27 protein-coding genes are annotated in these 24,768 nt (G+C 32.0%); 20 read left to right on the forward strand and 7 right to left on the reverse strand.

The features are described from left to right. The first annotated feature begins 141 nt into the window (after nt 1-141). The 6 genes from CD111_RS06390 (at nt 142) to CD111_RS06415 (ending at nt 4,510) form a co-directional block, all read left to right on the forward strand. Nucleotides 142-945 (forward strand): ABC transporter ATP-binding protein, encoded by an 804-nt coding sequence (locus CD111_RS06390; RefSeq protein ID WP_095085849.1) that lies wholly within the window; start codon nt 142-144, stop codon nt 943-945. Between the two features lie 13 nt (nt 946-958). Further along, nucleotides 959-1,963 (forward strand): FecCD family ABC transporter permease, encoded by a 1,005-nt coding sequence (locus CD111_RS06395; RefSeq protein WP_095085852.1) that lies wholly within the window; start codon nt 959-961, stop codon nt 1,961-1,963. Continuing rightward, the gene (locus CD111_RS06400; RefSeq protein ID WP_095085855.1) at nt 1,960-2,976 is read left to right on the forward strand and encodes a FecCD family ABC transporter permease; all 1,017 of its coding nucleotides are present in this window, start codon (nt 1,960-1,962) and stop codon (nt 2,974-2,976) included. The genes CD111_RS06395 and CD111_RS06400 overlap by 4 nt, the downstream gene beginning before the upstream one ends. Nucleotides 2,977-3,142: 166 nt before the next feature. Beyond that, nucleotides 3,143-3,682 carry an alkaline shock response membrane anchor protein AmaP gene (gene amaP, locus CD111_RS06405; protein WP_188350559.1) on the forward strand — a complete coding sequence of 180 codons (540 nt, stop codon included), beginning with the start codon at nt 3,143-3,145 and terminating at the stop codon, nt 3,680-3,682. Between the two features lie 25 nt (nt 3,683-3,707). Then, nucleotides 3,708-3,932, forward strand: coding sequence for a DUF2273 domain-containing protein (locus CD111_RS06410; protein ID WP_095085861.1), 225 nt, complete (start codon nt 3,708-3,710; stop codon nt 3,930-3,932). Between the two features lie 71 nt (nt 3,933-4,003). Then, nucleotides 4,004-4,510 carry an Asp23/Gls24 family envelope stress response protein gene (locus CD111_RS06415; protein ID WP_095085864.1) on the forward strand — a complete coding sequence of 169 codons (507 nt, stop codon included), beginning with the start codon at nt 4,004-4,006 and terminating at the stop codon, nt 4,508-4,510. Nucleotides 4,511-4,757: 247 nt separating this feature from the next. On the opposite strand, the gene CD111_RS06420 is transcribed toward CD111_RS06415, so the two are convergent. Continuing rightward, nucleotides 4,758-5,909: an MFS transporter gene (locus CD111_RS06420; protein ID WP_095085867.1), complete on the reverse strand. Its 1,152-nt coding sequence runs from the start codon at nt 5,907-5,909 to the stop codon at nt 4,758-4,760. Between the two features lie 360 nt (nt 5,910-6,269). On the opposite strand from CD111_RS06420, the gene CD111_RS06425 reads away from it, so the two are divergent. Next, the gene (locus CD111_RS06425) at nt 6,270-7,628 is read left to right on the forward strand and encodes a YjiH family protein (RefSeq protein WP_095085870.1); all 1,359 of its coding nucleotides are present in this window, start codon (nt 6,270-6,272) and stop codon (nt 7,626-7,628) included. A gap of 109 nt (nt 7,629-7,737) precedes the next feature. Here the strand turns inward: CD111_RS06425 and CD111_RS06430 are convergent, their stop codons facing one another. The 3 genes from CD111_RS06430 to CD111_RS06440 form a co-directional block, all read right to left on the reverse strand. Beyond that, the gene (locus CD111_RS06430) at nt 7,738-8,055 is read right to left on the reverse strand and encodes a heme oxygenase (RefSeq protein WP_095085873.1); all 318 of its coding nucleotides are present in this window, start codon (nt 8,053-8,055) and stop codon (nt 7,738-7,740) included. A gap of 12 nt (nt 8,056-8,067) precedes the next feature. Further along, nucleotides 8,068-8,790, reverse strand: coding sequence for an SDR family NAD(P)-dependent oxidoreductase (locus CD111_RS06435; protein ID WP_095085876.1), 723 nt, complete (start codon nt 8,788-8,790; stop codon nt 8,068-8,070). A 153-nt stretch (nt 8,791-8,943) separates the two neighbouring features. Then, the gene (locus CD111_RS06440) at nt 8,944-9,204 is read right to left on the reverse strand and encodes a SunI/YnzG family protein (RefSeq protein WP_095085879.1); all 261 of its coding nucleotides are present in this window, start codon (nt 9,202-9,204) and stop codon (nt 8,944-8,946) included. Nucleotides 9,205-9,428: 224 nt separating this feature from the next. On the opposite strand from CD111_RS06440, the gene argF reads away from it, so the two are divergent. Beyond that, nucleotides 9,429-10,430 (forward strand): ornithine carbamoyltransferase, encoded by a 1,002-nt coding sequence (argF, locus tag CD111_RS06445; protein WP_095085882.1) that lies wholly within the window; start codon nt 9,429-9,431, stop codon nt 10,428-10,430. 134 nt (nt 10,431-10,564) lie between these two features. Here argF and rarD read toward each other — a convergent pair whose 3' ends face one another. Together rarD and hutG are read right to left on the reverse strand one after the other, a co-directional pair. Then, nucleotides 10,565-11,470: an EamA family transporter RarD gene (rarD, locus tag CD111_RS06450; RefSeq protein WP_095085885.1), complete on the reverse strand. Its 906-nt coding sequence runs from the start codon at nt 11,468-11,470 to the stop codon at nt 10,565-10,567. Then, nucleotides 11,471-12,460: a formimidoylglutamase gene (gene hutG / locus CD111_RS06455; RefSeq protein ID WP_095085888.1), complete on the reverse strand. Its 990-nt coding sequence runs from the start codon at nt 12,458-12,460 to the stop codon at nt 11,471-11,473. Between the two features lie 157 nt (nt 12,461-12,617). Between hutG and CD111_RS06460 the strand changes: the two genes are divergently transcribed. Together CD111_RS06460 and CD111_RS06465 are read left to right on the forward strand one after the other, a co-directional pair. Continuing rightward, nucleotides 12,618-13,289 carry a hypothetical protein gene (locus CD111_RS06460; RefSeq protein ID WP_095085891.1) on the forward strand — a complete coding sequence of 224 codons (672 nt, stop codon included), beginning with the start codon at nt 12,618-12,620 and terminating at the stop codon, nt 13,287-13,289. Between the two features lie 277 nt (nt 13,290-13,566). Then, the gene (locus tag CD111_RS06465) at nt 13,567-14,058 is read left to right on the forward strand and encodes a metal-dependent hydrolase (protein ID WP_095085893.1); all 492 of its coding nucleotides are present in this window, start codon (nt 13,567-13,569) and stop codon (nt 14,056-14,058) included. A gap of 209 nt (nt 14,059-14,267) precedes the next feature. Here the strand turns inward: CD111_RS06465 and CD111_RS12625 are convergent, their stop codons facing one another. Then, nucleotides 14,268-14,420: a hypothetical protein gene (locus CD111_RS12625; RefSeq protein ID WP_169711986.1), complete on the reverse strand. Its 153-nt coding sequence runs from the start codon at nt 14,418-14,420 to the stop codon at nt 14,268-14,270. Between the two features lie 180 nt (nt 14,421-14,600). On the opposite strand from CD111_RS12625, the gene CD111_RS06470 reads away from it, so the two are divergent. The 10 genes from CD111_RS06470 to CD111_RS06515 all read left to right on the forward strand — a co-directional run bounded on the left by CD111_RS06470 (nt 14,601) and on the right by CD111_RS06515 (nt 24,358). Further along, nucleotides 14,601-15,788: a UTP--glucose-1-phosphate uridylyltransferase gene (locus tag CD111_RS06470; protein ID WP_095085896.1), complete on the forward strand. Its 1,188-nt coding sequence runs from the start codon at nt 14,601-14,603 to the stop codon at nt 15,786-15,788. A gap of 13 nt (nt 15,789-15,801) precedes the next feature. Continuing rightward, the gene (trhA, locus tag CD111_RS06475) at nt 15,802-16,500 is read left to right on the forward strand and encodes a PAQR family membrane homeostasis protein TrhA (protein WP_095085899.1); all 699 of its coding nucleotides are present in this window, start codon (nt 15,802-15,804) and stop codon (nt 16,498-16,500) included. A gap of 10 nt (nt 16,501-16,510) precedes the next feature. Next, nucleotides 16,511-16,753, forward strand: coding sequence for a hypothetical protein (locus tag CD111_RS06480; protein ID WP_095085902.1), 243 nt, complete (start codon nt 16,511-16,513; stop codon nt 16,751-16,753). Nucleotides 16,754-16,928: 175 nt separating this feature from the next. After that, nucleotides 16,929-17,333, forward strand: a complete 405-nt coding sequence (locus CD111_RS06485; protein WP_095085905.1) for a TipAS antibiotic-recognition domain-containing protein — start codon at nt 16,929-16,931, stop codon at nt 17,331-17,333. A 120-nt stretch (nt 17,334-17,453) separates the two neighbouring features. Further along, complete coding sequence (locus CD111_RS06490; RefSeq protein ID WP_095085908.1) at nt 17,454-19,043, forward strand: amidohydrolase; 1,590 nt, start codon at nt 17,454-17,456, stop codon at nt 19,041-19,043. 3 nt (nt 19,044-19,046) lie between these two features. Beyond that, complete coding sequence (gene sdrM / locus CD111_RS06495) at nt 19,047-20,378, forward strand: multidrug efflux MFS transporter SdrM (protein ID WP_095085911.1); 1,332 nt, start codon at nt 19,047-19,049, stop codon at nt 20,376-20,378. A 46-nt stretch (nt 20,379-20,424) separates the two neighbouring features. Beyond that, nucleotides 20,425-20,892: a SepA family multidrug efflux transporter gene (locus CD111_RS06500; protein WP_095085914.1), complete on the forward strand. Its 468-nt coding sequence runs from the start codon at nt 20,425-20,427 to the stop codon at nt 20,890-20,892. A 71-nt stretch (nt 20,893-20,963) separates the two neighbouring features. Next, a complete protein-coding gene (locus CD111_RS06505; protein ID WP_095085917.1) occupies nt 20,964-22,421 on the forward strand; it encodes an MDR family MFS transporter in 1,458 nt (485 codons plus the stop codon). A 236-nt stretch (nt 22,422-22,657) separates the two neighbouring features. Further along, nucleotides 22,658-23,719, forward strand: coding sequence for an Mrp/NBP35 family ATP-binding protein (locus tag CD111_RS06510; protein ID WP_095085919.1), 1,062 nt, complete (start codon nt 22,658-22,660; stop codon nt 23,717-23,719). A 15-nt stretch (nt 23,720-23,734) separates the two neighbouring features. Continuing rightward, entirely contained in the window at nt 23,735-24,358 is a 624-nt protein-coding gene (locus tag CD111_RS06515; RefSeq protein WP_095085922.1) for a KinB-signaling pathway activation protein, read from the forward strand. Nucleotides 24,359-24,768 lie beyond the last annotated feature (410 nt).

Here is a 24,768-nt window from a genome sequence, read left to right on the forward strand (position 1 = left end):
AAATATTAGCAATATTATAGAAAAAAACAATATAAAATGATATAATACGTAAGTATCAGTGATGATAATGATTATCATTTACTTAAAAATTCAATTACTCAGTTATATATAGATTGATTAATAGCGAAAAGAGGGTTCTTTATGAATCGATTAACGGGAGAAGCTATCTCAATAGGTTATGGTGAAAAGTTAATAGTTAATGATTTAAATTTAGAAATTCCTGATGGGAAAGTAACGTCTATCATCGGGCCAAATGGGTGCGGTAAATCAACATTGCTTAAAGCACTCAGTCGTATATTAAATGTTCAAACAGGTGAAGTCATATTAGATGGTAAGAACTTACACTCAACTTCGACGAAAGAAATAGCAAAGAAAATTGCGATATTACCACAATCACCTGAAGTGTCTGATGGATTAACTGTTGGTGAACTTGTATCATACGGACGATTCCCACACCAAAAAGGCTTCGGTAGATTATCAAAGCAAGATAAAGAAGAAATTGAATGGGCTATGAAAGTTACCGGGACACATGAATTCAAATATAGATCTATCAATGATTTAAGTGGTGGACAAAGACAACGTGTTTGGATTGCAATGGCACTTGCTCAAAAAACAGATATTATTTTCTTAGATGAACCGACAACTTATTTAGACATTTCACATCAATTAGAAATTTTAGAACTTGTTCAAGAATTAAACAGAGAGCAAGGTTGTACGATTATCATGGTTTTACATGATATTAACCAAGCAATTCGTTTTTCTGATCATTTGATCGCTATGAAAGGCGGAGATATTGTTGCTCAAGGTGAGACTGAAGAAGTGCTTACTAATGAAATACTTGAACAAGTATTCAATATTGACGCTGAACTATCTACTGATCCAAGAACAGGCAAACCAATGCTCGTAACATATAATTTATTGTGCAAGCATTATACAAAGTTATAAAAGGATGGCAACGATGACATATCAAAAAACTGTTAAAGAAAATCGCTATCCTATCATCCTAACAGTTACAATTATTTTACTTGTAGCTGTTTTACTTCTGTCTTTTTTATTTGGAGCGAAAGAAACGTCGATTCAAGTAGTTTATGATGCGATATTTAACTATAACCCCAAAATAGAAGCGCATAATATATTAAGAGAAATAAGAATACCTAGAGAAATTGGTGCTGTTGTTGTAGGTATGGCTTTAGCAGTTTCAGGTGCGGTGATGCAAGGTGTCACAAGAAATGGACTAGCAGACCCGGGTTTACTTGGTTTGAATGCAGGAGCGAGTATGATGCTTGCATTAACACTTGCCGTTATACCTAATGCTGGATACTTCACGTTAATGTTAGCTGGATTTATTGGTGCTGGAATTGGTGGCATACTTGTGATGAGTATTGGCTCCTCTAAAAGAGGCGGTTTTAGCCCTATGAGGCTCGTTCTTGCCGGCGCTGCGGTTTCAGCAATGTTAACAGCTGCTAGTGAAGGTATTGCACTTATATTTAAATTAAATCAGACATTAACATTCTGGAGCGTTGGTGGTGTTAGTGGCACGTCTTGGAAACAAATTTTTATCGCAATGCCAATTGTTGTTGTTATTTTAATCATGTTAATTGTGATGAGTAGACAGCTCACAATTTTAAGTTTAGGTGACACACTTTCAAAAGGCCTTGGTCAAAACAGCACAGTTATTAGATATACGAGTCTCATATTGACTATGTTCTTAGCGGGTATCGCCGTTTCAATAGTCGGCCAAATTGCTTTTGTTGGTTTAATGGTACCTCATATTGTGAGGTTTATGGTTGGCACGGATTATAAACGTGTTATACCTTTGTCAGCCGTATTAGGTGGGTTTGTATTACTATTTGCGGATATGATTGCCAGATTGTTAGGTGAAGCACCGATCGGAGCAGTTATTTCAATTATAGGTGTACCGTTTTTCCTTTATCTTGTGAGAAGGGATGGTAAGATATTATGATACATCCCAAAATAATAAAAAAACAACGTATTACATTTGTTGTATTGATTGTAGTCCTTATTGCATCGATGGGACTTGCTATGACAACTGGCGAATTTAAAATGTCATTTATTCAGTTTTTCAAAACACTAATAGGTAATGGTAACGAACTAGATACTATGGTGCTATTTGAATTTAGAATGCCAAGAATGCTTATCACAATATTAGCAGGTGCGAGTTTAGCATTAAGTGGGGCTATACTACAAAGTGTGACAAAGAATCCACTAGCCGAACCAGGCATATTAGGTATAAATGCCGGAAGCGGATTTATGATTACACTATTCCTAGTAATAGGTACAATTAAGGCTGGGGATTTTGTTTATGTATTACCTATTGTAAGTATGATAGGTGGTATTGCAACTGCCATGGTTATCTTTATGTTTAGTTACAAAAAAGGTGAAGGTATAAATCCAGTACGTATGGTACTAATTGGTGTAGGTTTATCTACAGCCCTTTCTGGTGGCTCCATAACCATTATGTCTACATTTGACCAAGAACAGATGGAATTTATAGCTAGATGGTTCGCTGGGAATATTTGGGGTGATGAATGGCCATTCGTATTTGCATTTGTACCTTGGTTAGTGATTGTTATGCCGTTTTTATTTTATAAAGCAAATGTATTAAATGTATTAAGTACAAACGAACAAATATCAGTATCCTTTGGAATAAATAGTAACAAAGAGCGTATCGTGCTTGTGTTCTTAGCAGTTGTATTATCATCTGCAGCAGTATCAGTAGCAGGTGGTATTGGATTTGTAGGCTTGATGGGTCCGCATATTGCAAGAAGTATTGTAGGACCGAGACATCAACTTTACTTACCAATTGCTGTATTAAATGGTGCAATATTACTTGTACTTGCAGATACGATTGGGAAAATTGTGCTGGAACCTAATGGGCTACCAGCTGGTATTATTGTAGCAATTGTTGGGGCACCGTATTTCTTATATTTAATGCAAAAATCAACACATATTTAAAACTCAAACATGATGATTGTCATGTTTGAGTTTTTTAATTTTTATAATGAAAATCAGTACATAAGGTTATTTTAGAATAAATATTTAACAAGATAGGTTTTTTTATTTACTTTAGGGGTATACCTATTAATAGTAATATAATTTTACATAGGAGGTGCAGTTGCCAGTGAGAAGGTTAAAGAATTTTATCCTAGGCTTGTTCATTATTGTAGTAGTAGGCACACTTCTTTTTATGTATTTGGATATTAGCCAGATTGCCAGTTATCAACAAAAATTATTGAAATATAGTTGGTTCGAACCAACGTTGATTACTTGTGCTGGTGTATTAATATTCTTTGGTTTATTGATGTTCTTCGCAACATTTAAACCAACACATAAGAAACCCGGCTTACATCGAGATTATGAAGATGGACATATTTACATTACAAGAAATTCAGTTGAGAAATGTGTTTACCGTACAATACAAAAATACGATGAGGTAAGACAACCGAATGTAATTGCTAAATTGTATAATAAGAAAAATAAATCTTATGCAACGATAAAAGCAGATTTCTTTGTAGTATCAGATACAAACGGGGTACAGACATTAACAGATCGAATCAAATCAGATATTAAAGAAAATGTTGAACATTTTTCAGAAATACCGGTTAAAAATATCGAGATTAATGTCAAAGATCAAAAAACAAGTAATACAAGAGTATTATAAGATCCAAGGATAGGAGGTTCCGAACATGCCAAATGAAAATCAAGATCCTAATCAATTCATTAATTTTATTAAAGAATATAAATGGAGAATCGTTGGTTTTATCGCAATGTTAATTTTAGCAGTTTTATTCTTATCAATTGGTTTTTGGAAAACCGTTTTAATTCTTGTTTTATGTTTAATTGGAATTGGACTTGGGTATATTAAAGACTGTACTCAGCAGTTTTTAAATTTCTTAAACCGAATAAGTTAAACTGCTTAATTAGTAATACAAAACATATAAAAAACTATTAAATAACAAACACACAAGGGAGAGAATTTATTATGGCAAATGTAGACAACAATAAAGCAAAAACAAGTTATAACGAACAAACTGGAGTAAATGAACAAGCACGTGAAGCGCAACAACAAGAATCACTAGAACAACAATTTTCAAACACATTATCTTTCTCAGATGAAGTAGTTGAAAAAATCGCTGGTATCGCTGCAAGAGAAGTAAGAGGTATCCTAGATATGAAAGGCGGATTTGCTTCAAGCCTAACAGATCGTTTTACTTCTGGTAACAATGTAACACAAGGTGTAACAGTAGAAGTTGGGGAAAAACAAGCTGCTGTTGACTTGAAAGTTGTATTAGAATATGGCGAATCAGCTCCAAGAATCTTCAAAAAAGTTGCTGATTTAGTTAAAGAGCAAGTTAAACATATGACTGGCTTAGAAGTTGTTGAAGTTAACATGCACGTTGACGATGTAATGAGCAAAAAAGAATACGAACAAAAAAATGCTGCATCTAAAGAGGAAGACCAAGGTAAAAGTGGTAAAGAATTACAATAAGTAAGAGGAAGAAATTGAGAGATTATCATCCCTCAAATATAACGGGTTTTGGATATAAATCATCCATTCTCAAATTTAAAGAGCTAATCCATAATTTTTTGGATTAGCTCTTTTTTCTATATACTAAGTTGCTAGATTCATCAGTCTGGCAACTTAGCGTGCGAACTTGTCATGTAGAGGTCCAGGATGACAAATAAGATATGTAAAAAGCCAAAAGTCCGCGACTTTTGGCTTTTGTTTCATCATGCTATGATGTTTTGGGTTGTTTTTTTAAGGTTAAACATATTAATAATGCTAAGAAACTTAAAGTTCCTGCTACATACAAACTTGAGACAACATCGAAGTAAGTAACAAATATACCGCCAAGTAGTGATCCTGCACCTATTCCAGCGTTTAAACTAGACATATTCCAACTCATTGCGGCACTTGTATCACCTTCTAATTGAGATATTATACCTATTTGAATTGGTGGGTTAGAGCCCCATTGTACGATATTCCATGCAAATACTCCGATGAGTGTTATAACAAGTATGGGTAAAAATGATTGAAAGACGAACATTAAAACAGTATAGGTACTTAATGAAATAAGCAACCATTTTTTACTACCTAATGCATCAGTAATATAACCACCTAGAGAAGTTCCTAAAATAGCACCTAAACCTGCTACTAATAGAACAAGTGACACGATATTTAAGTCATACCCATATACAGAAAGTAGTGGGCTGATATAAGTTACGACGACATAATTTGCTGCAAGGATTAGGAATGTAATGCTTAAATATTTCACGACTTCAAGTGGTCTTAATACTTTATAACTACTGTGATCTGCTTCAGATTTGATAGTATCTAATTTGTCACTAGAAACATTAAAGATAATTAATATAAAAGCAAGAACGCCGACAAGACAAATAAATACGAATGTCATTCTCCATCCTACTAAGTCACCAATTTTAGTGCCTAATGGAACGCCCAAAACGTTTGCTGCACTAAATCCTGTATAAACTAGGCCAATCATTTTCCCGCGTTGATTTGGCTTTGAGTAAACTACAGTAAGTGATAATATTTTGACTACAATAATTGCTGCAGCGGCTGAAGATAGAATTCTTCCTAATACGAGTACTGTAAAGTTCGGTGAGATTGCAATAATGCCATTCCCGATGACAAATAACACCATACTTATTAGTAAAGTAATTTTTGGAGAAACGTTTTTAGTTAATTTGACTAGAATAGGACCGCTTATTGCAAAAGTTATTGCATATACAGTTACAAGTTGCCCGATAATTGCTTCTGATATATTTAAATCAGCACTCATCAATGTAAGTATACCTGCAATCATTAATTCAACCATACCGACAACGAATACACTTAACATAAATGTAATTAAACGTGATTTTGACATCTAATAACTCCTTCTTTTTTTCATATAATCATGATTATAACAGTGCAATTTGTAAAAATACAGATAAAAATTAATTCACGAACGATAGATTTCTACCTATAAAAATTGACTGTAAAATTATTGTAATTCCGCTTGATATGTTGAAGAACATCCGTAAATACAGTAGTTATAAGAATATTTAAAAAGTTAAAATTGTTTATGATTAATATTTTTAATCTATTTATTTATAATATTATCTCTGTTGTTGTGAATTTATAATGACAGCGCTTACAATAAATTATATAATATAATTAGTAAAGAATAGTATTGAATAATTATTAATTATTGTGTATAGTTAGTCTTGCGAAAAGGAGCATACATATGAAAGAAACGAGTATATTAGTAGGTAGATTGAAGTTTATTATATTATCAATTTTAGGTATTTATTTATTTTTAGTTCCTATAACAGTTACGAATGAAGAAGGTAAAACTCAAACGAGTTTACCTGTAGCATTTTTAGCAAATAAAACATTAGATTTGATAGGTGATTCAGCTGGTTTAATCATCATGTTATTGATTGTCATTTCTGCTGTAATGACGCTTATATTTTCAACTGTATTTAGCGCGTCTACTAAACGATCTATTACAAACGAATTATTCAATGTGAACTGGATATGGGTAGTTATAAGATTAATAGGTGCTATCTTTGCGGTATGCATATACTTTAATCTTGGACCTGGAATAGTAGTAAACGAAAATACAGGTTTAATGGTATACAATGATCTACTCCCAACATTATTAGCAGTATTTTTCTTTGCAGGATTATTCTTACCATTGTTGATGGATTTTGGGTTACTTGAATTTTTAGGACCTATGTTCGCACCAATTATGAGACCTTTATTTAAACTACCTGGGAGATCTACAGTAGACAATTTAGCATCATTTATAGGTGATGGTACTGTTGGTGTTATGATAACAAGTCAGCAGTATGAGCAAGGATTCTACACGAGAAGAGAAGCGACCGTCATTGCAACAACTTTCTCAGTTGTTTCAATAACTTTTGCAATCGTAATTGCTCAAACGATAGGTTTATTAGATTTCTTCTTTAAATTTTATTTTTCAGTTATTTTAGCATGTTTAGTGGCAGCATTTGTGATGCCGAGAATTTGGCCGCTTAAACAAATTCCAGATCAATATTCAAATGGAAGTACTGAAACTTTAAATGAAAAAATTCCTAAAACACATAATCCAATAACTTGGGGCTTTGAAAAAGCAACTGAAAAAGCTGTTAAATCACCAAATCTTAAACAATTTTTTATAAATGGTATTAAAACAGTATTAGATATGTGGTTAGCTGTTTTGCCAGTCGTTATGACAATAGGTACTTTAGCAACGATTGTTGCAGAATATACACCACTATTTAGTATTTTAGGTGCACCTTTTGTACCTTTACTAGAACTTATGCAAATACCATATGCAAAAGAAGCATCTGAAACTTTACTTATTGGATTTGCTGATATGTTCTTACCTTCATTACTGATAAGCGATGTACCGAGTGATATGACAAGATTTATTGTCGGTGCGCTTAGTATTTCACAATTAATCTACTTATCTGAGGTAGGGGGCGTAATATTAGGTTCAAAAATCCCAGTAAGTTTGGGTAAATTATTTATGATTTATTTTATTAGAACAATCATTACATTACCGATAATCGTGATTATGGCACATATATTCTTCTAACAATATTGTAGTTATGATCTACATACAAAAACAGTCATGCCTCGCACTTACTCATAAAGAGTAGTCGTAGCATGACTGTTTTATATTATATAATTACTATGAATGTATATTATTCAGTAGTTGTTTCAACTTTAGCAACAACAATTTCTGAACCTAACATTGGTGATTCACCTTGATCTTTACTAGAATCGCCTCTATTATGCGCTTGTTTGAAAGCATCACTATTTTTCCATACTTCAAAGTCTTCTAAAGTTTCCCACCACATGTTAACATGTAATTCGTCATTGTCTTCGATGTCTTGTATATTCCAAGTTTCTACTTTAATAAAACCTTTCATCTCTTGTAAAGCGCCACCTTTAGTGAACATTGGTGCAAATTTCTCGGCAAAACCTTTTTTCATTTTAATTCTATTTGTAACGATATACATATTGATTCACTCCTATTGTTTTGGTGTTGGATTTGTTGCCCAAATTTGAGCAGTTTTCATAAATGTTCTTGGTTGTAATTTAAGTTGTGCAATCACGACATCAGCGACATCTTCAGGATGTGTCATTGTATCTTCCTCTAATGGTGTTTCTCCAATTAAGTCTGTTAGCACTGCAGAAGGTGTTAAGTAAGAAACACGTATATTATGCTTTCTCATTTCTTGCATAATACCTTCTGTCATGCCAATAACGGCATATTTAGTTGCTGCATAAATACTACTATTTGCATTTGCTTTAAGTCCTGACATTGAAGCAATATTAATGACATCACCACTATTTTGTTTAACTAAATAAGGTAGTGATTCCTGTAAGACATAGTAAATACCTTTCACATTCGTTTCAAATAATTGATCAAATTCAGATTCACTAACATCTAGAAAAGGATTATTTTTCATAATGCCAGCATTATTAATAACAATATCAATTGAACCTAGTGCATGATAAGAATCTTCTATGAATTTTTGAACATCTTGTTGATGTGCGATATTCGTGTCTTTATAAAAAACTTTAACGTTATATTGTTTTAATTCATTTGCTGTTTCTTCTAATAAATCAAGACTTCGACTTGCAATTGCTACATTAACGCCTTCTTGAGCTAATGCAATAGCAATAGATTTGCCAATTCCTTTTGAACCACCTGTAATGATTGCATTTAAACCAGTTAATTCCCTTAACATATATGACATCACTCCTTCTCTTACATCTTAGCATGCTATGAAAATGTAGCATAATCATTTAAATCGATAATCAGTAAAGAAATAAAAATACACCTGCCACAATATTCTAAGTGTCAGGTGTACTTTATTATTAACATAATTTACTTAATAAATTTATTTAGTTAACTCGTTATAAACTTTTTTGTCAGCATGTGTATAAATAATGTATTCTTTGTCATTTGTATCAATTATTACACGGTTTGTTTTACCAAATGTTGATCCGATTCTTACGATGTTGTCTTGATCTTCATTAGCTAACGCGTGAATTTCTTGATCTTCTCTAATGTCTTTAATTTCATTATTTGGAATTGTAATGTCAGCTACTCTCCATTGAATATGAACTTGATTATCATCTTTAGAAACTCTCATTGCCATATCTAACACATCCTTTTGTTTGATAGGTACATCATAACGTATTATGAATCCGTTTTCAACCGATAAAATGAAAAATGTGTTATATTTTTAAACTAAATGTGTCATACTATTTATGTCGGTATTTTTATGCAATATATTGTATAACTATTTACAAAAGTTTTGTTGTGTAGTAGTATTATGATTATAAAAATTAAGGAGTTGGTTTCGTTGGGACGAAGTTATCTATACTAAAAGATTTATCTCAGAAAAGCTTTTTAAAAGAAGTAGACTTTACTAAGAATGAATTAGAATCCATCATTGAGTTATCGGAAGAGTTAAAATTTAAAGAGCGTCATCAACTACCACATCGTTACTTAAATGGTAAACATCTTGCATTACTATTTGAAAAACAATCTACTAGAACGCGTTCAGCATTTACTGTAGCAGCTACAAAAATGGGCGCACATGTATCGTATCTTGGAAAAAATGATTTGCAACTAGGTAAGAAAGAATCAGTACAAGATACTGCAGTCGTATTAGGATCTATGTTTGATGGAATTGCTTTTAGAGGATTTGAACAGAAAACAGTGGAGGAATTAGCACAGTATTCAAATGTGCCGGTTTGGAATGGTTTAACAAATGAATGGCATCCAACACAAATGCTCGCTGACTTTTTAACAATAAAAGAGCACTTTGGAACATACGAAGGAAAAACAGTTACCTTTATTGGAGATGGACGTAATAATGTTGCGCATTCATTGTTGGTAACAAGTGCTATTTTAGGTGTGAATGTACATATCGTTTCACCTAAATCATTACAACCTGATGAAGAAGTACAAAAAATGGCTTTATCCATAAGTAAAACATCAGGGAGTGAAGTCGTCGTAACGGATAATATTCAAGAAGGAATCTATTCAAGTGATGTCATCTATACTGATGTTTGGTGCTCTATGGGTGAGGAAGATCAGTTAGAAAAGCGTTTTGAGTTATTAAAAGATTACCAAGTAAACCAACATTTAATCAATTTAACAGGTAAAAATAATACACTATTTCTACATTGCTTACCTGCAATACATGATTTAAACACAGAAATGGGTCAATTATGTTTTGAGAAATTCGGTGTCACATGCATGGAAGTTACAGATGACGTGTTTAAGTCAGATTATTCAAAAGTATTTCAACAAGCAGAAAATAGAATGCATACAATAAAAGCATTATTAGCTATCACATGTGGTGAACTATTTTAAAGTAAAACACAAGTACAATAAAAAAAGTATCCTCATTTAATTTCATTCAAATGAGGATACTTTTTTTATTATAAGTTGATAATTTATTACTCACTACATATAAATAAGATTCTGAGATATAGACTTCTGATAGCTTACTTAATGAGTTTTTTTCTATTATGTGAAAGTTCGATATATTTTGAGTAGCTATAAATAATAATACCTGCCCAAATAAATAGAAATGTTATCAATTGCTGTATATCAAAATGTTCATTTAGTAAGAATACGCCTAAAATAAACATAATAGTAGGTCCAATATATTGGATGAATCCTGTAAGTGATAACGGAATCCTTCTAGCGCCAGCACTGAAAAGTATAAGTGGTACGGCTGTCACAACGCCTGATAATAATAACCAGCCACTTGATGCATTCATACCAAATGTGACTGAATCTGTTTCGGATAAATAATAAATATAAATCAAAGCAGCTGGTAATGTGACAATACATTCAATGGTTATACTACTAAATGCATCAATATCCACGACTTTCTTAATTAATCCATAAAGTGCAAAGGATGAGGCTAATAGGATGGATGTATAAGGGAATACGCCAACTTGTAATGTCATATACATAACGCCTACAAATGCGAGGAATATCGCAATCCATTGTAATTTTGAAAATCTTTCCCCTAAAAAGATAAAGGCTAGGAATATACTCATCAACGGATTGATATAATATCCGAGGCTTGCTTGAAGGACATGGTGATTATTTACTGCCCATATAAATGTACCCCAATTGATCGTTATGATATAAGCAGCAGCAATAATAGCTATAAACATTTTTTTATTTTTAAAGAGTTTAATCGTCGCATTTTTAAACATTGTCAATTGCCCTGTGAAAGTAAGTAGCAGCAGCATAAAAACTGCAGACCAAATAATACGATGAGCAAGTATTTCAAATGGTCCTATTTCATTTACGATGTTCCAATAAAGTGGGAGCACACCCCAAAGTACATATGCTAATGATGCATAAATTATGCCTTTTTTAGTTTCTTGTATCATTTAAAACTCCATCTGTGATTGTATGACTTCGGCTTGATCGTGATAAACATTTGATGCAAGGTTAGCTAAAAGTCTTGATGTCCGATTATCAATATCAAATCTTGGTGATAATTCGGCAATACTTAAACTAGCACTTTTATTTGATTGAGTGACAAGTTGTAAAATTGTCTGAACAATGTGAGGTTGTAGTCCCATAATGCAAGGTGCACTTACAGCTGGAGCATAACTCACATCAATAGAATCGGTGCAAAGTGTTATTAGAATTTCATCGTATTCTTCAATAAAGGCATTAATTGATGTAATGGTTTCAATCGACAAATGGCTTCTTAGTTGATCTTCCATAATATAATGTACACCATATTGATCCGCTCTATCAAAAAGTGCTTTAGTATTTCCATTTTTCTGTATACCTAATACAAAATAACCTACTTGGTCATCTTGATCTAATATTTGTTTGAACATTGTTCCTGAAGAAGGTTTTTCGTCATAATCACGCATATCAAAATGAGCGTCTATATTTATAATGCCGATTTTTTTATTCTTGTTTGCTTTTCGAACACCAAGATAGTGACCATAAAGGACTTCGTGACCACCACCTATAATGACAGTGAATTGATTATGTAATAAAATTTGTGACAATTTATCTCCTAGTTCTTCCTGAGCAGCTTCTAGTTTTGTTTGATTACAGACTACATTACCATAATCAGTTAAATGTAAATATTCATTATGAATAGGAAGAGGGCTTAATGATTTTCTGAATTGTTTTGGACCATCAACAGCACCCGTTCTACCATTATTTCTAGCAACACCTTCGTCACATTCAAATCCTATAAGTGCCATGTTTATTTGATTATCAAATTCTTGTTTAGGTTGTATGTTTTGTTTTTTAAAATCTATTGTATCTACAACTTGATGGAATCTAAACGCTGATCGCAAAGTTGCACTATCAGTTCTACCAGTCCATTCATCCTTTTGAACATCTTTATACATATATAATACCTCCTCAATAAATACATTAATTTTTACTAATAATAGTTTATCATGTATGATATCCTTATGTTTTAATAATTGCTTAACTTTTATAGGAAAGAAGTGTCTTTTAATGAATAGAAAGAAAAATAAAGCAAAAAGGCCAAGGAGTGATTCAATGAAAAAGGTATATGGTCTCTTAGCAATTTGCTTATTATTTCTAGTAGCATGTGATTATCAGACTTCTAAGAGTACTGGAAGTGAAACGAATAAAGATTCTTCTGAATCGAAGATATCTAAGAAGAAAACAACTGAAACCACGACAGAAGAGCGCAAAAGTACAAATAATAAAAACAACAAGCAATCACAAGATAATAGTAATGAAACGAGTAAAGGTGAAACATCAGAAGAAATACCAGTAGAAGAAAATGTGAATAGCGTTAAACCTAATAAAAATTATGATCCGAATGAAATTGATCCGAGAACATATACTATAGCAAGAAATTGTTTGCTGAATCAAGGTAATTCACAGACGGAATGTAATGAGGTAGAGAATACGATAGAATTTACTAGAGCTTGGCAAAACTTAAGTCATGATGGTTATTTATGTGATGATACAGGATGCAGTTTGCCTGAAGAAAATCAACATCAAACACAAGATAACACAACTAAGGAAACGCCTCATAACAATACTCAATCAAATTCAAATGAAATCTCTACAGAGGAGAATACAATAGAAAATCAAAATAATAAGCGTGAGCCGCAACAAAATAATAATCAAAATCAACCTTCTAAAAATGAACAATACAATGATAAGGCTCAGCAAAATATAAATAAAGAAGCAAGTTAACCAAAAAGCGTTCGTCTAAAATAGACGAACGCTTTTTAGTGTGAAATAAGGGGGTTATTTCAACAATGGTATAGGGTTATGTTTAATATGACTTACAATGTCATTTTAACAGGTGTGTTAAACAAATCAATACTTTTGTGATTACTTTCACATTTTTGTCATCTGAGGTTTGTTCGCGTGACTTTAATCACGTTGATGTCACAATATGTTCGTGTCTATGTTCGTCTTTTGTGGTAAAATAAAAATAATTAAAAATAAGAAAAGAGGCACACCTTATATGACTGGGAAAACACATCTAGCTTGCGGTATATTCATCGGGTCATCATTAAGTATTTATTATGGAGAGGACATTTTTACGACATTTACAATAATCAGTTTATGTGGCGTTTCAAGTTTAGTGCCAGATATATGCCATTTCAAAAGTAATCTTGGGAAGAAAATATTTCCAATAAGCTTTATTATTCGATTGATTTTTGGACATCGGACGTTTACACATTCGATACTGTTTTTATTTCTTATATATTTAGGTTTAAATTCAATCAGTGCGCCAGAGCCATATCTTGTCTCAATTTTGTTGGGGATGCTTTCTCATATCGTTTTAGATATGTTAACACCTAGAGGCGTTAAATTGTTTTATCCTATAAATAAATCTGTGAAATTACCAATTGTATTTAAAACAGGGGGAGTAGTTGATTTAAGTTTGTCCACTGCTTTTACTGTTATCACAATTGTGATTTGGTGGAAAGACATATATTCCATGTTTATATAAATATAATTTGGACATAATTTATTTATAAACGTGAAATGCGGTCCAGATAAATGATTATGTGGTCCGCATTTTCACTTTTATTCAATCTCGTTATTCTGCTATTCTAAACTTACTTCTAATCAAAAATAGACACCCTTATCAAATCTTACGATTTTAAGGGTGTCATCATTTTTGTACGAAGTCAAAAACGCTTTTGTTCAGCTTCGTTATTATTTACCGAATTTACCTTTTAAATCTTCGCCTTTGTCTTTAGCGAAATCTTTACCTTTTTCAGTATACTCGTCTTTATTTTCGTTTACGTGATCCTTACCTTTTTCTACTGCTTTGTCTTTTGCGTCGTTAAATTTGTCTCCTAAACTCATAATAAAATCCTCCTTGGCCTATTAGAAATAGGAATATTTGTGCTTTTAATCAACACATTATTACTTTTACCCTTTAAAATTATTAATAATCATTTAAATTTAATTATTTTTGTGATATTTTTAGACAAATCATGCTAAAGTCGTATAATGAGAATGAAACAAATATTCGGAGGTATTATAATGTTGGACGAAACAATTTTGAAAAATCATGGTCAAGAACACTTATTAGAGTATTGTAAATTGATGAGTCAAAGTGAAAAAGAACAATTAGAATTGGATATAAATAGATTAGATTTAGATGAAATTGATGCTTTGTATAAAGAAGTATATTTGAATAGAAAACCAATTGAAGTGGCAGAAGATGTTGAGCAAGTCAATTATGATAAAAAAGAAAATTTAGATGACAAAACTTTAAAAGAATATAAATCTCTAGGCATTAATGCGATTAAAGAAGGTAAATTTGCAGTATTGCTCATGGCAGGTGGCCAAGGAACTAGATTAGGTCATAAAGGTCCGAAAGGGACGTTTACTTTTAATGATAAAAGTTTATTTGAACGTCAAGCTGAACAGCTTCGACAACTAGTTGAAGAAACAGGAACACCAATTCATTGGTACATTATGACTAGTGATGTAAACCATAAAGATACGCTTGCTTATTTCTTAGAAAAAAATTATTTTGATTATGATGAATCATATATTCATTTCTTTAAGCAAGATCACATCGTAGCACTAACTACAGAAGGTAAGTTGATCTTAGATACAGACAAACATATTATGCATACACCAAATGGAAATGGTGGTGTGTTTAAATCACTAGAAAATAATAAAATATTATCAGAAATTAAAGAACTGGGCATTGAATATTTATTCCTTAATAATATTGATAATGCTTTAGTGAAAGTTTTGGATCCTGAATTTGTAGGATACACAGTGGAACACAATGCGGATGTAACAACGAAGTCAATCCAAGCACATCCAGGTGAAAAAGTGGGCAGACTTGTTTCTATAGATGGTAAGAAACAAGTTCTAGAATATTCAGAGTTATCCTCTGAAGATGTAGATCGACTTCAAAATGCAAATATTGGCATCCATGTATTCAAAGTTGACTTTCTAATCGAATCAGCTTCGAAAGCATTGCCATATCATTTAGCAATTAAAAAATTAAAACAACTTGATGAAGATTTTAGTGTTGTTGAAGTAGAATCATTGAAATTTGAATTATTCTATTTTGATATTTTCCAATATGCTCAATCATTCTCGACTTTACAAGTAGATAGAAATAAAGAGTTCAGTCCATTAAAGAATAAAGAAGGACAAGATAGTATTGAAACAGCTAAAAGAGATTTAGAAATTAATCATTTATTATAAAAGAGGTACTTGAATGGATCAAATTAAAAATGCACAATCACATCAAGGAAAATCAGAAAAAGTAAAAGAAGCGTTCAAAGATATTATGCCACTATCTTTTGGAGAAGAAGTGGGTAATGCTGTGTCTCATGGTATACCAGCGTTTATCTTGTTATTCTTCTTACCGTATGCAGCAGTTGAAAGTTATATACAAGATGGTGCGCTTAAATCGACAAGTGTTTCAATATATATAATTAGTATTATGCTTATGTTTTTATCATCAGCAATTTATCACTCGATGTCGTCATCTTCACCTCAGAAATATATATTGAGAATTATTGATCATAGTATGATTTATATAGCAATTTGTGGGACATACACGCCAATTGCCTTATCGTTAGTAGGCGGCTGGTTAGGCTGGGTTATAATGGCTGTCCAATGGGGAATTACAATTTGGGGTATCATTTATAAATCTACAGCTAAAAATGTTAATCATAAATTAAGTTTAGCTATGTATCTCATCATGGGGTGGATGTGTGTATTGATGTTACCATCAATATTTAATAAAGCTTCAATTATATTTATGGTATTTATATTATTAGGTGGTATCAGCTATACAGTTGGAGCATGGTTCTATGCTCAAAAAGATAGAAAATATTTTCATATGATTTGGCATTTCTTTATTTTGATTGCTTCTATATTCCATTTTCTCGCAATTATGTACTTTATGTAGGAGGTAGCATATGAACTATCGATTATATAATATGGTTCTAGTTGTTCTTATTTTAATTCAAGGTTATTTCTTTTATTACTTTGTTTTTGGTGAAGGTAAACAAGGTGGCTTGCAATTTATGGGCATTGTTTCTTTAATATTTGGACTGTGCTTAATCTATATTTTGATTTTACTAAGAAGACATAAACAAAGAAATGATCAACAAACATTCAATGAACACTTGAAAAATGGAGAGCATAGAAGGTTGAAATAAATATTAAATATACTAAAAATAATACGTCCTATAAACGCCAACAAGGTCACTGACTTTGTTGGTATTTTTTATGAATGAAACGTTCTCTTTAATTTAACTTATTTATAACATTACTTTTTAGTAAATAGGGTAAAGATAAGCATCATGTATTATTCAAATTAAAGGGGGATTTAAGATGTCTGAAGATAAAAACAATCAAGCTTTTAATCGTGAATCGTTAAATAAGGAAGATGAATTGCATGGAGATAAGGTAGAAGAGAGATTTGGAAATGAAAATGTAAATCAAGCAGATGATCGTTTCTTAGATATGTCACAAGACGAAGTTAAAGGTAAAAATCAAATTGAAGAAAAATTGTTTAAAGCTATTGATGACATCAAGAAGAATGGTGCGACGTTAGAAAAACAACGAAATGTTACGGAATTTCACAAAGAATGGTTAACGTATAGTTGGCCAAATTATACTGAAGAAAAACATCTCGAGATGATAAATATGTATGAAGCAGATACGCGCTACCGTGAATATTTTGGCGAAGAAGGATCCGAAATCTTAATTGTTGCTGTTAAGCATATTTTAACCTAATTTTATTTATAAAGGATTTCGTGTTTATCAATAAATTGAAAGACATCGGTTTAATCGGTGTCTTTTTTAGTTTTAAATATGTAAAATTAACTAAAGTCATTTTTACGAGGAGAAGTCACTATGAAAAAGTTATTTAAAAATGGAACGATTTATACAATGTTGAATAAGGAAGATACATATAGTGGCGTTATTGTTGAGAATGGTAAAGTGTTAAATGTTCTAAATAATGAAACGCTCAAAGAATTAAACGAACAAGACTTTGAAGTAATAGACTTAGAAGGTAACGTGATGTTTCCAGGATTTGTAGATACACATATTCACGTGATGGGGACGGGTGTATGGTTATCATCTGTTATTCTAAATGGAGAAACAGATATCGAAGTAGTCAAAAATAAAATCAAACGAAAATCACAAGAATTAAATAAAGGTGATTGGCTAATTGCTGAAGGATATGATGAGAATTTACTTGGTGGTGTACGATTAAACAAATCTGACTTAGATAGAATTTGTGAAGACCATCCAGTTATGATTTATAGAGTATGTAGACATGCTGCCATCGTTAATTCTAAAGCGTTAGCACTTTTGAACATACAAAATGATGTTGAGAATCCTGATGGTGGATCTTATGAGAAAGTAAATGGAGAACTTACGGGATGGGTATATGATACGGCTATGGAACCGTTTGATGAATTAGCGAGTAACGAAGATGAGCAATCTTTAACATATCATTTAGCCAATTCTATAGATTATTTATATCAATTTGGACTTACTGGCGCACATACAGAAGACTTAGGTTATTACAATGACTATAAAGATGTCTTAAATGCATATAAGACGGTTGTAGGTGACAAAGAGCATCAAAAACCTTTTAGAGTAAGGTTGTTAAGACACTTTAGTGTTTATGAACAAATGATTAAAGACAATGCTACATTTATAGATGGATGGATTGAGCCAGATGCGATGAAATTATATGCGGATGGTGCATATGGTGGTAGCACTGCATTACTCAAAGAACCATATTCAAATGATCCAAACCAGAAAAATTATGGTATAGCTATTTATACACAAGAAGAATTAGAAGAAAAAGTGAAAATGGCAAGAAAACATGATGGTGCGATTGCAGTACATATAATTGGTGATAAAGCTTGTGAAATGGTATTAGACGCAATAACTAACAACCCAACGCCAGTAGGTTTAAGAGATCGACTCATTCATATTAGTACATTGAATGAATCTTTAATAGAGCGTGTATCAAAGTTATCAGTAATATGTGATGTACAACCACAATTTATAACAAGTGACTTTCCATGGGTTCAGGATAAAGTAGGAGAAAAAAGAGCAAGATATTTATATCCATTTAAATCGATGCTAGATCGAGGAATTGTTTTGGGTGGGGGTTCTGATGCGCCAATTGAAGTGCCGAATCCAATGGTTGGCGTACATGCAGCAGTGAATAGACAAGTTTATGGTGAAGAAGAAGCGTATTTCACAGAAGAGTCACTATCCGTTTATGAAGCACTGAAACTGTATACGACGCAAGCAAGTGATATTGCTCAAACCACTGATAGAACTGGGTTTATTAAAGAAGGATATGAAGCGGATTTTACGGTATTAAATAAAAATCCATTTAAAATAGATAAAAGAGAGTTAGCTACTGTTCAAGCAGTAAAAACAGTAGTAAATGGAAAAATAGTATATGAAAGTGAGTAAAATATGAATAAAAATAAAGGAATTGTACTAGCGCTTGTCCTCATTATGTTTATGAGTGCAATAGAAACTTCAATCGTTTCACTCGCAACGCCTACTATGCAGAAAGACTTGAATATAGGTACAGAAGTTGCGTTGATTTTTACTGCTTATTTAATAGCAGTTGTGTTTATGACACCAATCGTTGGTGAACTTGTCAAAAGATTTAACATAAAATTTGTAGTACTACTAGGTATTTCGACGTTTATTATAGGTAGTGTGTTATGTGGGTTAAGTGAAGTTGCACATAGTTTTTCACTACTTATTGGATCTAGAATCATACAAGGTATGGGTGCAGGTGTCATGATGACATTGGGCCAAGTCGTACCTAAGCTTGCTTTTCCAATACCTCAAAGATATAAAGTTATGGGTGTAGTAGGTAGTGTATGGGGAATTTCAAGTATTGTTGGTCCATTATTAGGTGGGGCAATATTAGAATCATTAAATTGGAGTTTCCTGTTTTATATCAACGTCCCAATAGCACTTGCAGCTATATGGCTTGTCATAAAATATTTTAATTTTGAAAAAGCAACCGTAGAAAAAACTAAACTTGATTATAAAGGGTTATTTATTTTTTATGCTATGGTCGCAACTTTCTTATTATTGGTGTCGGGACAAATCCCATTCATCTACAGATTAGTTTGCATTATATTGCTAATTGTAATTGTCACGATACTTTATAAAGTAGAAACAAAAGTTAAAAACCCCTTTGTCCCAATAGAAGCTTTTAATAGGAAAATTATACTCGTCCTCTTTACTGATTTAATATATTCTACAATGCTTATGGGATATACTATATTTATGCCGATATATTTACAAAATGAACAAGGCTTCTCACCATTACAAAGTGGTTTATTAATTTTCCCTATGTCTGTTGGTTGGCTAGTCATTACATTTGTACTTGGTAAATTAGATAATTTGAAATTGAAATTTATATATATGTTAGCATTTTTAGCGATGTTCGCTGGAAGCTTTGCAATTTTAACTGGTGTAGAATGGATGTTTATTATTCCGTTTGCAGTATTTGTAATGGGAACATCATTTGGTACTGTCTATACAAAAGATGTTGTGATAGTTCAAGAAGAAGCACCAGATCATCAATTAGGTGCTATGATGTCTATTTATACTTTATTTAAAACGATAGGTAGCACAACAGGTTCATTAGTCGTTACTGTAATTTTTGCAATGAACGTGCCATTATTAGAATATGGTATTCAAAATATCATGTTATACATTATCATTATCGCAATAATCTTATCTGTAGTTTGGTCTATTGTATTTAAAGAAATTAAAAACTAAGTGTTCTAGAATGATGAAACAAACATAAATAAAGGGGTAACATAGTATGAAAAGAAATAATAAACGCTTTGATATTTATCAAATGTTAACATTTTTAATCATAGTTAGTATTTTCACGCTGTCTGGTGCAATATTCATTGTACTGTTATCCTTTGGTATGTTTGGTCTAAGTAGAATCTTGATTTTTTATAGATTAGCTGAATTTAACTATAATAAGAGTATGATAGATAATTTATTCTATTATGGTAGTTATATTCTATTCGGTTACTTCACTTTAATAGCAATAGAGTTCGTGTTGGATAGATTTAAACTTAAACTTAATGACAATCCTTATTTTTCAGGAATGACCTTTCATTTAATGACGATAGCTTTGAGTACAGTTATGTTCTACTTTACTGTTCATATTTACTATACTCAGATAAAAATAGACTTCTGGGTGATTTTAGTTATCATAACGATACTGTATATTTGTACGGAAATTTTTTACCCGGATAGTGAGAACTTAAATAGATAAAACGTTTGTTTTGATTTCATCAATTTATTAGTTCATAATAGCTAAGGTATATTTTAAGAGGAGATGAAACCATGGACGTTCAGGATATTTCGAAAGGAAAGAGAAATTTAGTTGTTGCGGTAATGTTAGTGAGTGCCTTTGTTGCAATTTTAAACCAGACACTTTTAAATACAGCAATACCTGAAATCATGGTACATTTAAAAATTGATGCGAATCAAGGCCAGTGGTTAATGACAGGATTTATGTTAGTTAACGGTGTCATGATTCCATCAACTGCATTTTTAATGGATAAGTTTAATACACGGCCATTATATTTGATGGCTATGACATTCTTTACAGTAGGAACGTTAATTGCTGCATTAGCACCTAATTTTGGAATATTAATGTTAGCAAGAGTATTACAAGCTATGGGCGCAGGCGTGATGATGCCACTTATGCAATTTGTACTATTCAATTTATTCCCTAAAGAAAAACGTGGGTTTGCAATGGGTATGGCTGGTTTAGTTATTTCATTTGCACCAGCATTAGGGCCAACATTATCAGGTTATTTGGTTGATAACTTTAGTTGGAGAAGTCCATTCTATACAATCATTCCATTTGCAGTAGTGGCTTTATCATTCGGTGCAAAATATTTAACGAATATTTCAAAACCAAAAGATGTTCATTTAGATGTACCATCAATTATACTATCAACACTTGGATTTGGAGCATTATTATACGGATTTAGTAGTGCTGGATCTTCAGGATTCACATCACTAACTGTTATTATTTCATTACTTATCGGTATCGTAACGATTACTATATTTGTATTTAGACAATTGAAAATTGAATCACCAATATTGAATATTAGAATATTTAAATACAAAACATTTGCGTTAACAACAATAATAAGTGTATTTTCAATGGTTTCATTAATTGGACCATCATTATTAATGCCAATGTATATGCAAGATGCGAGAGGTTTTTCTGCACTTATCTCAGGACTTCTACTACTACCAGGGGCTATTATTACAGGTATTATGTCTCTTGTAACGGGTAGATTATTTGATAAATATGGTGCTAAATGGTTGGCGATTACTGGTTTTTCAATCATTACCATTACGACGCTTATGCTAGCATTTTTAAGTATAGACACAGCATTACCATATTTAATCATCGTATATACAATTAGAATGTTCGGTGTTTCAATGATTATGATGCCTGTAAATACAGCAGGATTAAATGCAATTCCAAATGAATTATTATCACATGGTACAGCCATGATGAATACACTAAGAACGATTTCAGGTTCTATAGGTACAGGCATACTTGTAACGATTATGTCTATCGGCGCTAAAAATTTCACACCATCTAAAGAACAATTAGAAACAGCTAGTGCCGGTAATAAAGCAGAGATTTTACAATCTCAAGCTATGATTCACGGTATAAACATAGCGTTCTTAATCTTAACTTTAATCGTATTCTTTGGTGTAGTACTATCGATATTTATTAAGACAGAGAATAAACATACGAATACACGAAGTGCTTAAACAATTACTAAGCATGCCAAGAGCCAAGGACTATCCATTATGTCCGTGGCTCTTTTTTGTAAGATTGATTTGAATAGCTTTATAGTTTTCAAACTCATTTAACTTCTAGAATAATGCTAAATGAAAAATTATTGATGTATGGATTTTTTTGAACAATATTTCAACATTAAGTAAAAGAATTTTGTTACACTTAACATGATATGAAAAGATTAACTTGAAGAAGGGAAGTCGTTGAATTGTTATCAGTTGAACAGGTTAAAGAACTTGTAGGAGAATTAAATGATCCTATCTTAGAAGTACCACTTAAAGAAACGGGTGGCATTGTCGAAGTAAAAATAAAAGAAGAAAAAGAACATGTAAGTGTGAAAATTGCAATAGCTAAACTTGGGGGTCAACCACAATTAGACTTGCAAATGGAAGTAGTCGAAATATTGAAAGAGAATGGTGCTAAAACAGTAGGGATTAGATTCGATGAATTACCTGAAGAAGCATTAGAAAAATTTAAAGGTGTAATGGAAGAACAGACGATTGAAGGATTATTATCTAAAGACAATCCTGTTGAATTTATAGCTATTGCTTCAGGTAAAGGCGGAGTTGGTAAATCAACTGTAGCAGTCAACTTAGCAGTTTCGTTAGCAAGACAAGGCAAGAAAGTTGGATTAGTTGATGCTGATATCTATGGTTTTAGTGTACCTGATATGATGGGGATACAAGAAAAACCAGAAGTAGAAGGTGAGCAAATAATTCCAGTGGAACGCCAAGGGGTAAAAGTCATTTCAATGGCATTCTTTGTAGAAGAAAATGCGCCTGTCATTTGGAGAGGTCCAATGCTAGGTAAGATGATTACAAGTTTCTTTACAGAAGTGAAATGGGGCGAACTAGATTATTTAATCTTGGATTTACCTCCAGGTACTGGCGACGTAGCACTTGATGTACATACGATGTTACCATCTAGTAAAGAAATAATTGTAACAACGCCACACCCTACAGCTGCATTTGTAGCGGCAAGAGCTGGTGCAATGGCGAAACATACAAAACATTCAATTTTAGGTGTAATTGAAAACATGTCTTATTTCCAAAGTAAAGAGACGGGGAATAAAGAATATGTATTTGGTAAAGGTGGCGGTGCTAAACTAGCACAAGAATTAAATACACCGTTATTAGGTGAGCTTCCTTTAAGCCAACCAGAATGGAATGAGAATAATTTCTCTCCATCAGTTTATGGTGAACAAGAGCAACTTGGTCAAATTTATGACCAAATTGCGCAAAATGTAATCGAAGCTACTAAAGAACAGTAATGTGGAGGTAAATCAGTGACCTTAAAATATTTAATCCAATTTTATAGAAACACTTTGTTAATAGGTGTAATTGTTACGTACATTGCTTCACTTATATTTGGTTACAGTAAATTAACAAAATACTTAATCGGTGGTGAACTAGGGGAATTCGTTGCTGCATCTATTTGGTTTATAGTTGTAGGACTACTAGTAGCAACCATTAGCCAGTTATCATACTTTATATATTTATTCATTAACCAACTCGGAATAGGTATATTTGGCAAAATATGGCCACATGTTCAAATAATTGTTACAGTATTTGCGATTTTTGATCTTGTTTACTTTAGATTTTTGAGATTTGGCGGTACGGATCAAATATTAAGTTTCATTTGGTTACCTATCGTGGTTATCATATTTGCATTGATTACTAGTAATATGAAGAATAAGCAATCAACTAAAAACCTCTGGATTCCATCTATGTTCTTTATGGTTGTCATGACAACTGTGGGACTGATTCCGTTTTTAAGAGTAGAAGACACGAGCTGGATATACTTAACGATCTTTGGATTATTGATTTGTAATATGTATCAATTAATTACCTTGCCAAAATATAATGCACTTTCGTTAGAAGAAAGAAAAAGAAAATCCAAAACAAAATAGCATTTGAATAGTACTATTTAGGATAAAAACACAAATTTAAAGATTAATTTCAATCTGAATTTGTGTTTTTATATTTTTTTCAAAAAAGCATCCAATATTGTTGACTTTTAAAACCCTACTTGCTATTATATAAAAGTCGCTGAAAACAATAGCACAACACAAAAAAATATTTCGAGAAAAACTTTTAGAAAGTGTAAAATTGGCTCTTGCTTAGAAGTTCTGAATGAGATATATTTATAAACGTGTTAAAAAACAGCAAAGATAAATGTTGTAAATAAACAGTAATTTTAGTACAATGATGTTTAGACATTTATAAATGAACATTGAAAACTGAATGACAATATGTCAACGTTAATTCCAATAATTTGAGTACTAATAGTACTTCAAAGAGTGATTGGCTTAACCAATCA

The sequence above is a fragment of the Mammaliicoccus stepanovicii genome (genome assembly GCF_002902525.1).
Taxonomy (GTDB): Bacteria; Bacillota; Bacilli; order Staphylococcales; family Staphylococcaceae; genus Mammaliicoccus; species Mammaliicoccus stepanovicii.

Bases quoted from the DNA above. Each gene is read 5' to 3' on its own strand.
- sdrM (WP_095085911.1), top strand. From the start codon at position 19,047: ATGAATAAAAATAAAGGAATTGTACTAGCGCTTGTCCTCATTATGTTT.
- CD111_RS06410 (WP_095085861.1), top strand. From the start codon at position 3,708: ATGCCAAATGAAAATCAAGATCCTAATCAATTCATTAATTTTATTAAA.
- hutG (WP_095085888.1), bottom strand. From the start codon at position 12,460: ATGTATAAAGATGTTCAAAAGGATGAATGGACTGGTAGAACTGATAGT.
- CD111_RS06435 (WP_095085876.1), bottom strand. From the start codon at position 8,790: ATGTTAAGGGAATTAACTGGTTTAAATGCAATCATTACAGGTGGTTCA.
- rarD (WP_095085885.1), bottom strand. From the start codon at position 11,470: ATGATACAAGAAACTAAAAAAGGCATAATTTATGCATCATTAGCATAT.
- CD111_RS06390 (WP_095085849.1), top strand. From the start codon at position 142: ATGAATCGATTAACGGGAGAAGCTATCTCAATAGGTTATGGTGAAAAG.
- CD111_RS06505 (WP_095085917.1), top strand. From the start codon at position 20,964: ATGGACGTTCAGGATATTTCGAAAGGAAAGAGAAATTTAGTTGTTGCG.
- CD111_RS12625 (WP_169711986.1), bottom strand. From the start codon at position 14,420: ATGAGTTTAGGAGACAAATTTAACGACGCAAAAGACAAAGCAGTAGAA.
- CD111_RS06400 (WP_095085855.1), top strand. From the start codon at position 1,960: ATGATACATCCCAAAATAATAAAAAAACAACGTATTACATTTGTTGTA.
- CD111_RS06420 (WP_095085867.1), bottom strand. From the start codon at position 5,909: ATGTCAAAATCACGTTTAATTACATTTATGTTAAGTGTATTCGTTGTC.
- CD111_RS06415 (WP_095085864.1), top strand. From the start codon at position 4,004: ATGGCAAATGTAGACAACAATAAAGCAAAAACAAGTTATAACGAACAA.
- CD111_RS06480 (WP_095085902.1), top strand. From the start codon at position 16,511: ATGAACTATCGATTATATAATATGGTTCTAGTTGTTCTTATTTTAATT.
- CD111_RS06460 (WP_095085891.1), top strand. From the start codon at position 12,618: ATGAAAAAGGTATATGGTCTCTTAGCAATTTGCTTATTATTTCTAGTA.
- CD111_RS06440 (WP_095085879.1), bottom strand. From the start codon at position 9,204: ATGGCAATGAGAGTTTCTAAAGATGATAATCAAGTTCATATTCAATGG.
- CD111_RS06465 (WP_095085893.1), top strand. From the start codon at position 13,567: ATGACTGGGAAAACACATCTAGCTTGCGGTATATTCATCGGGTCATCA.
- CD111_RS06490 (WP_095085908.1), top strand. From the start codon at position 17,454: ATGAAAAAGTTATTTAAAAATGGAACGATTTATACAATGTTGAATAAG.
- CD111_RS06470 (WP_095085896.1), top strand. From the start codon at position 14,601: ATGTTGGACGAAACAATTTTGAAAAATCATGGTCAAGAACACTTATTA.
- CD111_RS06500 (WP_095085914.1), top strand. From the start codon at position 20,425: ATGAAAAGAAATAATAAACGCTTTGATATTTATCAAATGTTAACATTT.
- CD111_RS06430 (WP_095085873.1), bottom strand. From the start codon at position 8,055: ATGTATATCGTTACAAATAGAATTAAAATGAAAAAAGGTTTTGCCGAG.
- trhA (WP_095085899.1), top strand. From the start codon at position 15,802: ATGGATCAAATTAAAAATGCACAATCACATCAAGGAAAATCAGAAAAA.
- CD111_RS06485 (WP_095085905.1), top strand. From the start codon at position 16,929: ATGTCTGAAGATAAAAACAATCAAGCTTTTAATCGTGAATCGTTAAAT.
- CD111_RS06395 (WP_095085852.1), top strand. From the start codon at position 959: ATGACATATCAAAAAACTGTTAAAGAAAATCGCTATCCTATCATCCTA.
- CD111_RS06425 (WP_095085870.1), top strand. From the start codon at position 6,270: ATGAAAGAAACGAGTATATTAGTAGGTAGATTGAAGTTTATTATATTA.